Below are 12,430 nucleotides of genomic sequence, written 5' to 3' on the forward strand. Positions count from 1 at the left end.
GCGTGTCGACCCGGCCCGCGCAGCGCGCTGGAAGCCGAATCAGCCCCACTCTAATCACCCGTGGAGTCCGGCAGGAAGTGCTTAATGGACGGTAAATCGGGCGGTTTCCGGCCGCGGCTGGGCGGAGCGGGGCGGCCGTCAAGCTGTAGGGGGCGCGGACTGTCAGCGACTCTATTAGTAGCGGCTGATGCGGAAAGGACTCAGGCCATGGACCAAAGAAAAAGGCCCGGCGCGAACGCCGGGCCTCCTGCCGTCCGGATGGTGCCGGATGTCAGTAGCGGTACAGCTCGGGCTTGAACGGGCCGGTCTGCGCGACGCCGATATACTTCGCCTGCTGGTCGTTCAGGACGGTCAGCTTGGCGCCGACCTTGGCGAGGTGCAGCGCGGCGACCTTCTCGTCCAGGTGCTTGGGCAGCGTGTAGACCTTGTTCTCGTACTTGGCGTGGTGGTTCCAGAGCTCGACCTGGGCCAGCGTCTGGTTCGAGAACGAGCAGGACATCACGAAGGACGGGTGGCCGGTGGCGTTGCCGAGATTCACCAGGCGGCCTTCCGACAGCAGGATGATGCGCTTGCCGTTGGGGAACTCGATCTCGTCGACCTGCGGCTTGACGTTGTCCCACTTGAAGTTCTTCAGCCCGGCGACCTGGATCTCCGAGTCGAAGTGGCCGATGTTGCAGACGATGGCGCGGTGCTTCATGTCGCGCATGTGGTCGACGGTGATGACGTCGAGGTTGCCGGTCGCGGTGACGAAGATGTCGGCGCGCGGAGCGGCGTCCTCCATGGTCACGACCTCGTAGCCCTCCATCGCCGCCTGCAGGGCGCAGATCGGGTCGATCTCGGTGACGAGCACGCGGCAGCCGGCCTGGCGCAGCGAGGCGGCCGAGCCCTTGCCGACGTCGCCATAACCGGCGACGACCGCGACCTTGCCGGACATCATGACGTCCGTGCCGCGGCGGATGGCGTCGACGAGCGACTCGCGGCAGCCATAGAGGTTGTCGAACTTCGACTTCGTGACGGAGTCGTTGACGTTGATCGCCGGGAAGGGCAGGCGGCCTGCCTTGGCGAGCTCATAGAGGCGATGTACGCCAGTGGTGGTCTCCTCCGAGACGCCCTTGATCGCGTCGCGGGTCTTGGTGAACCAGCCCGGATTGGCCTTCAGCTCGCGCTTGATCAGAGCGAAGAAGATCGTCTCTTCCTCGTTGCTCGGCTTGTCGAGGAAGGCGGTCTTGCCGGCCTCGGCCTCGGCGCCGAGGATGATCAGCATGGTCAGGTCGCCGCCGTCGTCGAGGATCATGTTCGGCGTACCGCCGTCACCCCAGGTCGCGGTCTTCAGCACGTACTCCCAGTACTCCTCCAGCGTCTCGCCCTTGATGGCGAAGACGGGGGTGCCGGTCGCGGCGATCGCGGCGGCGGCGTGGTCCTGGGTCGAGAAGATGTTGCAGGACGACCAGCGCACATCGGCGCCGAGTTCCTTCAGCGTCTCGATCAGCACGGCGGTCTGGATGGTCATGTGCAGGCAGCCGGCGACGCGGGCGCCCTTGAGCGGGAACTTGCCCTTGTGCTCCTCACGGATGGCCATCAGGCCCGGCATCTCGTCCTGGGCCATGTTGATTTCCTTGCGGCCATATTCCGCGAGGCTGATGTCCTTGACGATGTAATCGGTCTTCGACACGGGGCGTGCTCCAGCTGGTCTTCGAATGATGGGCGGGTCCATAGCAGCGCCCACGCCCAAAGGCAATCAAAGATATAAAGATGTCTTTATGTGATCGGTCGAAAGGGAGCGGTCTGTCGCTTTCATGACGTTTCGTCATGTTTCGCGCGGCCAAAGCGCGCCCCGATGGAGCGTGCTTGGAGGGAATTGACCTGAGTGTGCCTCGGCGGCGCGCCGCAGCCGACGAGCCGGCCCGGACTTACTCGCCCTCGCCGAAGCGGTCCGCCACGAGGGTCTCCAGCGCCTTCAGCGCCTCGTTCGCCTCGCGGCCCTTCGCCACCACCGTGATCGTCGAGCCGATGCCGGCGCCGAGCGTCAGGATGCCCATGATCGAGGTCGCGCCGACCGTCTCGCCGCAGCGGGTGACGGTGATGTCGGCGTCGAAGGCGGAGGCGCATTGCACGAATTTCGCCGTGGCGCGGGCGTGCAGCCCCTTCTTGTTGACGATCTGGAACTCGCCATAGAGCGCGCCTGCGGGAATCTCGACCTCAGGGCAATCGCAATCCTCGATCTCCTGCCTGTCGTCCACGAGGGCGCCCTCTATTTGCCGGCCAGCACGCGGCTGGCGACGGTGATGTATTTGCGGCCGGCATCCTGCGCGCTGGTCACGGCCTCGTCGAGGGTCTTGTCCTCGCGCACGCTGGCGAGCTTGATCAGCATCGGCAGGTTGACGCCGGCGACGACGTCGATGCGGCCGGGCTCCATCACCGAGATGGCGAGGTTGGAGGGCGTCCCGCCGAACATGTCGGTCAGGACGATCACGCCCTTGCCGGTCTCGACCTGCTCGACCGCCGCGATGATGTCGCGGCGACGGCCTTCCATGTCGTCATCGGGGGCGATGGCGATGGTGGCGAGGTTCTGTTGGGGGCCGACGACGTGTTCGAGCGCGGCACGGAACTCCGTGGCCAGATGCCCATGCGTCACGAGGACCAGTCCGATCATTCAATATGGCACCGGAGAGCGCTTTCGGCGCCCGGACAAGGTGGCGGTTTATGCGGCAGGTGCGAAGGATAGGCAAGCGGTCCGCTTGGAACTCGTCAAATTTTCGACATCAGCCGCCATCGCCGAACAGCTGCAGGGCCGCGAGGATCAGGCGCTCGTCCCCGGCGCGGCCCGCGACCGTCAGCCGCGGCAGGTCGATGCCCTCGAGCCTGTCCACCAGATCCTCCGGCTCGGGCATGCGCGCCGGCTCGCTGCCGGCCACGTCGACGATCAGCCTCACGACCACGGCGGGCTGATGCGGCTCGGGCGTCAGGCCCAGCCCGCGGCGCTCGATCAGGCCCTCGAGCGGTGCGACCGGCCGCGCCAGCAGGCGCGAGCCGCGCGCGCTCAGCGCGGTCCGGTCGTCGGCGACCAGCCGCGCGAAGCGGCCCTCCCGGCGCGCAGCGTCGATCAGGGCCAGCCCGAGGCTCGACTTGCCGGCGCCCGACGCGCCGCGGATCAGGACCCCGGCCTCGCCGATCGCGACCGTGGTCGCGTGAATGCGCGTGTCCTGCATGCCGGCCTCAGTTCGCCTGCGGCAGGGCGGGCAGGGAGACGGTGAAGCGGGCGCCCAGGCGGGGCTGCACGCCGTCGGCCCCGGCCGGGCCGAGGCGGTTCTCCGCCCGGATCGTGCCGCGATGCGCCTCGACGATCTGGCGCGAGATCGACAGGCCGAGCCCGGAATTCTGGCCGAACCCCTCGTTCGGGCGGTCGGTGTAGAAGCGCTCGAAGATCCGCTCCAGCGCATGCGGCTCGATGCCGGGCCCGCCATCCTCGACCGTGACGAGCACCTCGTCGCCGACCCGCGAGAGCATGACGCGCACCGGCCGGTCCGGTGGCGAGAACGACCGGGCGTTGTCGATCAGGTTGACGATCACCTGGCCCAGTCGCGAGTCATGGCCGAGCACGATGAAGCCGTCGCGCCCGCCCGGGCGCTGGCCACGCCGCTCGGAGACGAGTTCGATCATCGGTTGGCCCTCGCGGCGGGTCTCGTTCTGGGCCGAGACCACGGTCTCGAGGATCTGGCCGAGATCGACCGGCCCGGCATCGTTGCGGGCGAGTTCGGCATCGAGCCGCGAGGCGTCGGAGATGTCGGAGATCAGCCGGTCGAGGCGGCGCACATCGTGCTGGATCACCGCCAGGAGCCGGCCTCGCGACTCCTCCGACTTCGCCCGCGGCAGGGTCTCGACCGCGCTGCGCAGGGAGGTCAGCGGGTTCTTGAGCTCGTGCGCGACGTCGGCCGCGAAGCTCTCGATCGCCTCGATGCGGCTGTAGAGCGCTTTCGTCATGTCGCGCAGCGAGCCGGAGAGATGGCCGATCTCGTCATGGCGGCCGCTGAAATCGGGGATCTGCTCGCGCGATTTCACGCCGCGGCGCACGCGCTGTGCGGCGTCGGCGAGCTTGCGGATCGGCTCCGCGATGGTGCCCGCCAGCAGGACCGAGAGCAGGATCATCACCGCCGCCGAAATCGCGAAGACCTGGAAGATCGCGTAGCGCTCGGAGACGATCACGGCGTCGATGTCGCCGCCCTGGGTCGAGAGCAGCAGCACGCCCTTGACCGTCCGGAAACGCTGGACCGGCACCGCGACCGAGACGATCGTCTGCCCGCGCGTGTTGACGCGCACGACGCTGGCCGGCGAGCCGTTCAGCGCCCGGGCGACCTCGGGATAGGACCGGCCGTTGGCGTTCTCGAAATCGTCATAGGCGGGCACGTCGGCGCGCCCGAGCCGGTTGCGGAACAGGTTCCAGGTCCGCTCCATCAGCGGCGCCTCGTCCGGCTGGCCGACGCGCGGCAGGTCGAGCCGCAGCACGTCGCCGCGCGAATAGAGGCTGCGCGAATCCAGCGTCAGCAGCCCGTCCCGGTCGTAGATGCGCGCCCGTGTCTTGGTCGGCGTGACCAGCCGGCGCAGCAGCGGCGCGACCTTTTCGGGATTGATCGAGAAATCGAGCGGATCCTCGGCGATCCCGGCGCTCTCGCCGGCCTGCAGCTGGAGCAGCCTGTCGGGATCGATGGTGATCGCGTCGGTCTCGACGGTGGCGGACGCCGCGATCGCACCCGCGATGATCTCGCCCTGGGTGAGCAGGCTCTGGACGCGCGACTCGATCAGGCTCTCGCGGAACTGGTTGAGATAGAGAAACCCGACCAACAGCGCGACCAGCCCGCCGAGATTGAGCACGACGATGCGCCGGGTCAGGCTGGAGGCGGCGCCAGACGAAATCGCCCGCAGGCTGCGCCGCGCGAAGGCGGCCAGCCGCCGCTGCAGCGCCGGTCGCCCTGCACTGCCGCCGACCTCCGCCCTGCGCTCCTCGTCGATCGTCGCCATGGCTCTGGAACGCTGCTGTCCTGCCGTCCGGTCCGGCGGCGTCTTGCGTCACGCGGCCTCCGGACGAGGCCGCCTGCTCGAACGCCCTCGGCTCAGCTTTCCTTGAACCGGTAGCCGACGCCGTACAAGGTCTCGATCATGTCGAAATCGGCATCGACCTGGTTGAACTTCTTGCGCAGCCGCTTGATGTGGCTGTCGATGGTGCGGTCGTCGACATAGACCTCGTCGTCATAGGCGGCATCCATCAGCGCGTTGCGGCTCTTCACCACGCCGGGGCGCTGTGCCAGTGACTGCAGGATCAGGAACTCCGTGACGGTCAGCGTCACCGGCTCGCCCTTCCAGGTGCAGGTGTGGCGCTCGGGGTCCATGCGCAGCAGGCCGCGCTCCAGCGCCTTGGCGTCCTCGCCGCGCGGGGCGGCGGCCGGATCCTTGGCACCGGCGCGCCGCAGGATCGCCTTGACGCGCTCGACCAGCAGGCGCTGCGAGAACGGCTTCCGGATGAAGTCGTCGGCGCCCATCTTCAGCCCGAAGAGCTCGTCGATTTCCTCGTCCTTGGACGTCAGGAAGATCACCGGCAGGTCGGACTTCTGGCGCAGCCGCCGCAGCAGCTCCATTCCGTCCATGCGCGGCATCTTGATGTCGAAGATCGCGAGGTCGGGCGGGTTCTGCTTCAGGCCGTCCAGCGCCGAGGCGCCGTCGGTGTAGGTCATGATGCGGTAGCCCTCGGCTTCGAGCGCGATCGAAACCGAGGTCAGGATGTTGCGGTCGTCATCGACCAGCGCAATGGTTGGCATAAGCTCTTTGTCTCTTGGCCGTGTTGCAATGACTGAGGTCCACTCCCGCGAGAGAGCGGCTAAACCGTGGCCGCAATCTAGCGATGGCAGGGCGGTTTGCCTATGTCCCCGTCACAGAAAGACCCGACAGGACCATTCGTTCCATGACCACGTCTCCTGCCGCGCCGCAAAAGCGCGGGGATCCGATCCGCCCGACCGACGATGGGGCGCGCGCGCTGGCGAAGACCTTGCTGCGCAGTGCGCGGTCCGGATCGCTCGCGACGCTGGGGCGGGACGGCCACCCCTCCGCGAGCCTCGTCAGCCTTGCGACCGACAGCGACGGCACGCCGCTGATCCTGGTCTCGGCGCTGTCATCCCACACCGGCAATCTCGAGGCCGATCCGCGCTGTTCGCTGCTGCTGGCGCCGGGAGGCAAGGGTGACCCGCTCGCCCATGCGCGGATCACGCTGAAGCTGCAGGCGCGGAAGGTGGCGCGCGAGGGCGAGGAGGGCGCGCGGGTCCGGCGCCGGTTCCTGGCCCGCCAGCCCAAGGCGGCGCTCTATGCCGATTTCGGCGATTTCTCCTTCTTCGCGCTTTCCGTCGCCGGCGCCAGCCTCAATGGCGGCTTCGGCCGCGCCTATGACCTGACCGCGGGCGACCTGCTCAGCGATGCAGCGGCTGCGAGCGCCGTCGCCGCCATGGAGGAGGGCGCGGTCGAACATATGAACGCCGACCATGCCGACGCGATCCGCGCCTATGCCACCGGGCTGCTGAAGGCTGAGGACGGCGAGTGGGAGCTCACCGGGCTCGACCCCGACGGGGCCGATCTCGCCCGCGGCGACAGGGTGCTGAGGCTGCCCTTCCCGGCCCCCGTCACGGACGCTGCGGGCCTGAGGAGGATGCTGGTCGAACTGGCGGCGCAGGCCCGAGCCTCCGGCTAGCCCCCTGATTTACCAAACTGATTCGTTTTAATCGATTTAAATCGGAATGTTCGGCCGGAGGGGTTTTCGTTCTCTTGAGCCGGGTCCAACATGGCCTTAAGGGACCCTCATCGTTCGATGACGAGGTCGCCCGCTTGGCCCCGGCTCGAGCCATTCTTGCAGATCGGGCGGTCGCCATCAGGCGGTGCCTCGGGAGGTTCTTCTGTGAAAACCATCGGTCAGCTCAATGCCGCCCAGGGGGCGGAGACGTTCGGCTTTCGCAACCTGAAGAGCGTCTACTGGAACCTCGAAGCCGCCCGGCTCTATGAAGAATCGCTGGCCCGGGGCGAATCCCAGCTCTCGCGCCACGGCGCCATCACCGCCGACACCGGCACCCATACCGGCCGCTCGCCCAAGGACAAGTTCACGGTCCGCGACGCGCTCACCGACAAGACCGTTTGGTGGGACAACAACAACGCGATGAGCCCGGAGCATTTCGAGACCCTGCTCGCCGACTTCATCGCCCATGCGCAGGGCAAGGACCTCTTCGCGCAGGACCTCTATGGCGGCGCCGATCCGGTCCACCGCGTCAAGGCCCGGGTCTACACCGAGATGGCCTGGCACTCGCTCTTCATCCGCAACCTGCTGATCCGGCCGGCGCGCGAGGAACTCGCCGACTACGTGCCGGAGATGACGATCGTCGATCTGCCGAGCTTCAAGGCCGACCCGGCCCGTCATGGCTGCCGCAGCGAGACCGTCATCGCCATCGACTTCACCCGCAAGATCGTCCTGATCGGCGGCTCGGCCTATGCCGGCGAGATGAAGAAGTCGGTCTTCACCTATCTCAACTTCGTCCTGCCGACGAAGGGCGTGGTGCCGATGCACTGCTCGGCCAATGTCGGCTCCAACAACGACTCCGCCATCTTCTTCGGCCTGTCGGGCACTGGCAAGACCACGCTCTCGGCCGATCCCGACCGCACGCTGATCGGCGACGACGAGCATGGCTGGTCGAAGGACGGCATCTTCAATTTCGAGGGCGGCTGCTACGCCAAGACGATCAAGCTCTCGGCCGAGGCCGAGCCGCAGATCCACGCCGCTTCGCTGCGCTTCGGTACGGTGCTCGAGAACATCGTCATGGACGAGATCACCCGCGAGGTCGATTTCGACGACGGCAGCAAGACCGAGAACACCCGCTCGGCCTATCCGCTCGACTTCATCCCCAACGCCTCGCGTACCGGCCGCGCCGGCGTGCCGAAGAACATCGTCATGCTGACGGCGGACGCCTTCGGGGTGATGCCGCCGATCGCCAAGCTCACCCCGGCCGAGGCGATGTACCACTTCCTCTCCGGCTACACCGCCAAGGTCGCCGGCACGGAGCGCGGCCTGGTCGGTGTGGAGCCGGAGTTCTCGACCTGCTTCGGCTCGCCCTTCCTGCCGCGGCACCCGTCGGAATACGCCAATCTCCTGCGCGACTTCATCGCCAAGCACCATGTCGATTGCTGGCTGGTCAACACCGGCTGGACCGGCGGTCAGTACGGCACCGGCCGGCGCATGCCGATCCGCGTTACCCGCCGCCTGCTCACGGCGGCGCTCGACGGCTCGCTCAACCGCGCCGATTTCCGCCGCGATCCCTATTTCGGCTTCGCGGTGCCGACCTCGGTGCCCGGCGTCGAGCCGCACATCCTCTACCCGGTCAAGACCTGGGCTGATAAGGCGGCCTTCGCCGAGACGGCCAAGAACCTGATCGGCATGTTCGCCAAGAACTTCGAGAAGTTCGAGGCCCATGTCGACGACGCGGTGAAGGCGGCGGCGCCCGTCAATTCGCTGGCGGCGTGAGCTTAACGCTTGATCTTGGCAGGCATAGGCTCTTCCCTTCCCCCTCGTGGGGAAGGGATAGGGATGGGGGGCGTGCCGCCTGGTGAGCGTGGTCCGATGCTGCTGCTGGGATGCCGTGTCGCCCGCGCGTGATAAGGGCGAGCCTGCCTTTCCGCCCCCCACCCCTGACCCCTCCCCACCAGGGGGAGGGGAATGCGCGCGACCGCATCGAATGGGAGCGTTGCAATGGCCATCCTGATCATCCTCTTCCGCCTCCTCGCCACGCTCGCCATCCTCGGGGCCACCACCTGGGCCGCGGGCCTGCTGATCTTCCGCCTGCCGGAAACGACCGGCACGGTCGCCGCGATCGGCTTCGGCATCGCCGGGCTCGCCGGTGCCATCGGCCTGTGGAGCGGCGCGGCCCGCCTGCCGCTCTCCTTCGCGGTCCTTTTCCTCGGCCTGCTCGGCTGGTGGAACGGGCTGGTCCCCTCGCATGACCGGGCCTGGATTCCCGAGCTCGCGCGCCTGCCCTCGATCGCCCGCGAGGGCGACATCCTGACCGTTTCCAATCTGCGCAACTTCAACTGGCGCACGGAGACGGATTACGACGAGCGCTGGGAAACCCGCCGCTTCGACCTGAGCAAGGTCGAGGGCATCGACCTCTACCTCTCCTACTGGTCGGGCGAGGCGATCGCCCATCTCCTCGTCAGCTTCCCCTTCGCCGACCAGCCGCCTTTGACCTTCTCGATCGAGGTGCGCCGCGAGAAGGGCGAGGAATGGTCGGCGCTCGCCGGCTTCTTCCGCAGCTACGAGATGGCCTATGTCGCGGCGCCCGAGCGCGATCTCGTCGGCCTGCGCAGCCACGCCCGCAAGGAGGATGTCCGCCTCTTCCGGATCGCCGCCAGCCCCGCCCAGGCCCGCGACGTGCTGCTGGCCTATGTCGCCGACGTCAACGAACTGGCGGGCCGGCCGCGCTGGTACAACACGCTGACGACCAACTGCACCACGGTCGTCTACACCCTGGTCGGCTCGGTGGCGCCGCAGTGGAAGTTCTCGTTGCCGCTCGATCCGCGCGTGCTGCTCTCGGGCTTCCTGCCCGGCTATCTCCAGCGCATCGGCGCCATCCGCAGCGACATCCCGCTCGACGAACTGGTCCGTCAGGCCCGCATCGGCGAGCGGGCGCGGGCGATCTCGCTCGACGATCCCGACTTCTCGAAGAAGATCCGCGAGGGCGTGCCGACGGCGCGCCCGTGAGATCGCGCGCTCAGATCGCCGCGCCGTCGCTGACGGTGTCGGCACCGAGCCCGAGACGGATCGAGCGCACGATGTCGGCCTCCGCTGCCCCGCCGCGCTTGCGCGGATGCGGCTCGCGGATGCGGTGCTCGGCGATGATCTGGCCGGGTGCGCCCGACAGGATCACCACCCGGTCGGCGAGATAGGCGGCCTCGTCGATGTCGTGCGTGACGAAGAGCACGGTCTTGCCCGTGCGCTGCCAGACGCGGATCAACTCGTCCTGCAGGGTTTCGCGCGTCAGCGCGTCCAGCGCCGAGAACGGCTCGTCCATCAGCAGGATCTCCGGCTCGACCGCGAGCGCACGCGCCAGCGAGACGCGCTGGCGCTGCCCGCCCGAGAGTTGATGCGGCCAGCGTTGCGCGAGCGCACCGAGCCCGACGAGGTCGAGCTTGGCCTGGGCCCGCGCCAGCCGCTCGGCCCGCGGCGTCTGGCCCTCGAGGCCGAAGGCGACATTGGCGATGACCTTGCGCCAGGGCAGCAGCCGCGAATCCTGGAAGACCAGCGCCACCGGGCGCCGCGTCCCGTCGGCGGCATGGATCGCGACCTCGCCGGCGCTCGGCTTCGCGAGGCCAGCGATGACGCGCAGCAGTGTCGACTTGCCGACGCCTGACGGCCCGACGATGGCCAGAAACTCGCCGCGCGCGACCGAGAGGTCGAGCTGGCGCAGCACCTCGGTCGCCTCCCCGTCGCGGGTGAAGGTCAGGGACAGGCCCCGGATCTCGATGACGGGCTTGTCGATCACGCTTTCCAACGCAGCACCCATTTCTGGAAGGCGACGAACAGGGTGTCGAGGAAGCCGTAGAGTCCGGCCATGGTCAGCATGTAGACCACCACGATGTCGGTCGCGAGCAGGCTCGAGGCCTGCATCATCCGCTGCCCCACCCCCGCGACGCCGAAGATCTCGGCCGCCACCACCGCCATCCAGGCCTGCCCCAGCGCCGTCCTGACGCCGACCAGGATGCCGGGCATCGCGGCCGGCAGCAGGATCTTGGCGAGGCGCTGCCAGGAGGTGGTGAAGCCGAAGGCGTCCGCCACCTCGATCAGGTCGCGGTCGACGCCGCGGATCGCCCCCTGGGCCGCGAAGAACACGATCCAGAACACGCCGATGGCGATGATGAAGACGGCGGCCGAGGGGTTCACGCCGAACCAGATGATCGCGAAGGGCACCCAGGCGAGGCCGGGAATCGGCCGCAGCACCCGCACCACCCAGGCCGTCGCTTCTTCCGCCGTGCGCGACATGCCGACGAGCACGCCCAGCGCCACGCCCAGAGCCGAACCGGTGATCAGCCCGGTGAAGTAATGCCCCAGCGAGCCCAGGATCGCGGAGAACCAGGCGCCGGACCGCAGCTCGGACAGAAAGGCGCGCGGCAGCGCGCTCGGCCCCGGCAGGAAGGCCGGGTTGACCAGCCCGAGGAACGGGATCGCCTCCCACAGCAGCAGGAAGGCGACGAGGCCCAGGAAGGCGAGGGCGGGCGCCCGCAGCGAGCCCATGCCCTCAGCCGGCCGTCCTGACGGCGCGCTCGTAGAACTGCGTCTCGAACAGCCCTTCGAACGGCAGCTCCTTCTCCAGCGAGCCGAGCTTGACCTGGTAGGTCTGCATCGCGCGGGAGGGTTCGATGATCTTGCGCGGATCGATCTCGAAGGTCGAAGCCGGCGAGACCAGCGCCTTGCGGATCAGGGCGGGGTCGACGATGCCCTTGCCGAGCGCGGCGGCGACATGGGGCGCGGCCCGGTCCGGGTCCTTGGCGATCAGCGCGGCAGCGCGCACCAGGCTGTCGACCAGCTTCTGCACCGCGTCGGGGTTCTTGGTGACGAAGGCGCCCGAGCCGGCGAGAACCGTGCCGGGCTGGCCGGGGAACAGCTCCTGGCCGCCGGCGACCAGCTTGATGCCCGGGTTGCGGGACTGGACGATGGTCAGCGCCGGCTCGCGCACGATGCCGCCCTCGACCGCGCCGGCGAGCACCGCCTGCTGCGTCGCATCGATGCCCATCGGCACCACCTCGACATCGCCCTTCTCGGCCTTGGCGACCTCCCAGAGCCAGTATTGCAGCACCGTGTTGGGGACGGAGCCCGCAGGCTGCGTCGCCAGCCGCGCGGCCTTGCCGGTCGCGGCCTTGTGCGCCTTGAAGGCGGCGGCCGGCGCGGTGCCCGGCGTGAAGAACTTCGCCAGCGCCGGCGCCGCGACGAAGACATTCTCGGCGATGGCGGTCGCGGCCACCACCCGCACATCGACGCCGCGGGAGCGCGCCACCGCCAGCGGCGCGATGCCGGCGAGGTAGAAGTCGATCGTCCCCGAGGCGAAGGCCTGGATCATGTTCGGGCCCGACTCGAACACGGTGAAGCTCGCGGCGATCCCGGCGTCCTTCAGCCAGCCTTCGCCCTGGGCGACGAAGACCGGGGCGGTTCCGATGATCGGGATGTAGCCGATCCGGGCCGGAATGGCCGTCTGGGCCACGACGGGGCGGGCGAGTGTGGCGGTCGCGGCGAGCGCGGAACCCGCGAGCAGGAACTGGCGGCGGTCCATGATCGAAAACCTCTCCGGAGCGGCGCCCGGACGGCGCCTATTGACAGTCTCAGAAAAGGATTTTCTATCGGGATACAAGAGTGTCCGCT

12 protein-coding genes are annotated in these 12,430 nt (G+C 68.4%); 3 read left to right on the forward strand and 9 right to left on the reverse strand.

Annotation, left to right across the window (positions count from 1 at the left end):
- Nucleotides 1-271: 271 nt before the first annotated feature.
- The 6 genes from ahcY to BSY19_RS06925 all read right to left on the reverse strand — a co-directional run bounded on the left by ahcY (nucleotide 272) and on the right by BSY19_RS06925 (nucleotide 5,810).
- Nucleotides 272-1,672: an adenosylhomocysteinase gene (gene ahcY / locus BSY19_RS06900; protein ID WP_236840481.1), complete on the reverse strand. Its 1,401-nt coding sequence runs from the start codon at nucleotides 1,670-1,672 to the stop codon at nucleotides 272-274.
- 238 nt (nucleotides 1,673-1,910) lie between these two features.
- Nucleotides 1,911-2,192 (reverse strand): HPr family phosphocarrier protein, encoded by a 282-nt coding sequence (locus tag BSY19_RS06905; protein WP_236840553.1) that lies wholly within the window; start codon nucleotides 2,190-2,192, stop codon nucleotides 1,911-1,913.
- A 59-nt stretch (nucleotides 2,193-2,251) separates the two neighbouring features.
- Nucleotides 2,252-2,653 carry a PTS sugar transporter subunit IIA gene (locus BSY19_RS06910; protein WP_069053509.1) on the reverse strand — a complete coding sequence of 134 codons (402 nt, stop codon included), beginning with the start codon at nucleotides 2,651-2,653 and terminating at the stop codon, nucleotides 2,252-2,254.
- A 109-nt stretch (nucleotides 2,654-2,762) separates the two neighbouring features.
- The gene (locus BSY19_RS06915; protein WP_069053510.1) at nucleotides 2,763-3,209 is read right to left on the reverse strand and encodes an HPr kinase/phosphorylase; all 447 of its coding nucleotides are present in this window, start codon (nucleotides 3,207-3,209) and stop codon (nucleotides 2,763-2,765) included.
- A gap of 7 nt (nucleotides 3,210-3,216) precedes the next feature.
- The gene (locus BSY19_RS06920) at nucleotides 3,217-5,016 is read right to left on the reverse strand and encodes a sensor histidine kinase (protein WP_069053511.1); all 1,800 of its coding nucleotides are present in this window, start codon (nucleotides 5,014-5,016) and stop codon (nucleotides 3,217-3,219) included.
- A gap of 92 nt (nucleotides 5,017-5,108) precedes the next feature.
- Nucleotides 5,109-5,810, reverse strand: coding sequence for a response regulator transcription factor (locus BSY19_RS06925; RefSeq protein WP_069053512.1), 702 nt, complete (start codon nucleotides 5,808-5,810; stop codon nucleotides 5,109-5,111).
- A 143-nt stretch (nucleotides 5,811-5,953) separates the two neighbouring features.
- On the opposite strand from BSY19_RS06925, the gene BSY19_RS06930 reads away from it, so the two are divergent.
- The 3 genes from BSY19_RS06930 to BSY19_RS06940 all read left to right on the forward strand — a co-directional run bounded on the left by BSY19_RS06930 (nucleotide 5,954) and on the right by BSY19_RS06940 (nucleotide 9,778).
- Entirely contained in the window at nucleotides 5,954-6,730 is a 777-nt protein-coding gene (locus BSY19_RS06930; RefSeq protein WP_069053513.1) for a HugZ family pyridoxamine 5'-phosphate oxidase, read from the forward strand.
- Between the two features lie 204 nt (nucleotides 6,731-6,934).
- The gene (locus tag BSY19_RS06935) at nucleotides 6,935-8,545 is read left to right on the forward strand and encodes a phosphoenolpyruvate carboxykinase (RefSeq protein WP_069053514.1); all 1,611 of its coding nucleotides are present in this window, start codon (nucleotides 6,935-6,937) and stop codon (nucleotides 8,543-8,545) included.
- A gap of 225 nt (nucleotides 8,546-8,770) precedes the next feature.
- Complete coding sequence (locus tag BSY19_RS06940) at nucleotides 8,771-9,778, forward strand: Lnb N-terminal periplasmic domain-containing protein (RefSeq protein ID WP_069053515.1); 1,008 nt, start codon at nucleotides 8,771-8,773, stop codon at nucleotides 9,776-9,778.
- A gap of 10 nt (nucleotides 9,779-9,788) precedes the next feature.
- Here the strand turns inward: BSY19_RS06940 and BSY19_RS06945 are convergent, their stop codons facing one another.
- The 3 genes from BSY19_RS06945 to BSY19_RS06955 are packed head-to-tail and all read right to left on the reverse strand — an operon-like array spanning nucleotide 9,789 to nucleotide 12,341.
- Nucleotides 9,789-10,556, reverse strand: a complete 768-nt coding sequence (locus BSY19_RS06945) for an ABC transporter ATP-binding protein (protein ID WP_236840554.1) — start codon at nucleotides 10,554-10,556, stop codon at nucleotides 9,789-9,791.
- Complete coding sequence (locus BSY19_RS06950) at nucleotides 10,556-11,308, reverse strand: ABC transporter permease (RefSeq protein ID WP_069053517.1); 753 nt, start codon at nucleotides 11,306-11,308, stop codon at nucleotides 10,556-10,558. Before BSY19_RS06950 ends, BSY19_RS06945 begins: the two co-directional genes overlap by 1 nt.
- A gap of 4 nt (nucleotides 11,309-11,312) precedes the next feature.
- Complete coding sequence (locus tag BSY19_RS06955; RefSeq protein ID WP_069053518.1) at nucleotides 11,313-12,341, reverse strand: ABC transporter substrate-binding protein; 1,029 nt, start codon at nucleotides 12,339-12,341, stop codon at nucleotides 11,313-11,315.
- Nucleotides 12,342-12,430: the final 89 nt, after the last annotated feature.

This window comes from Bosea sp. RAC05 (assembly GCF_001713455.1).
Classification (GTDB): domain Bacteria; phylum Pseudomonadota; class Alphaproteobacteria; order Rhizobiales; family Beijerinckiaceae; genus Allobosea.

What these genes read in the sequence shown, in the direction of transcription:
- BSY19_RS06910 (WP_069053509.1), bottom strand. Translation starts at nt 2,653, where the DNA reads ATGATCGGACTGGTCCTCGTGACGCATGGGCATCTGGCCACGGAGTTC.
- BSY19_RS06915 (WP_069053510.1), bottom strand. Translation starts at nt 3,209, where the DNA reads ATGCAGGACACGCGCATTCACGCGACCACGGTCGCGATCGGCGAGGCC.
- BSY19_RS06920 (WP_069053511.1), bottom strand. Translation starts at nt 5,016, where the DNA reads ATGGCGACGATCGACGAGGAGCGCAGGGCGGAGGTCGGCGGCAGTGCA.
- BSY19_RS06925 (WP_069053512.1), bottom strand. Translation starts at nt 5,810, where the DNA reads ATGCCAACCATTGCGCTGGTCGATGACGACCGCAACATCCTGACCTCG.
- BSY19_RS06930 (WP_069053513.1), top strand. Translation starts at nt 5,954, where the DNA reads ATGACCACGTCTCCTGCCGCGCCGCAAAAGCGCGGGGATCCGATCCGC.
- BSY19_RS06940 (WP_069053515.1), top strand. Translation starts at nt 8,771, where the DNA reads ATGGCCATCCTGATCATCCTCTTCCGCCTCCTCGCCACGCTCGCCATC.
- BSY19_RS06950 (WP_069053517.1), bottom strand. Translation starts at nt 11,308, where the DNA reads ATGGGCTCGCTGCGGGCGCCCGCCCTCGCCTTCCTGGGCCTCGTCGCC.
- BSY19_RS06955 (WP_069053518.1), bottom strand. Translation starts at nt 12,341, where the DNA reads ATGGACCGCCGCCAGTTCCTGCTCGCGGGTTCCGCGCTCGCCGCGACC.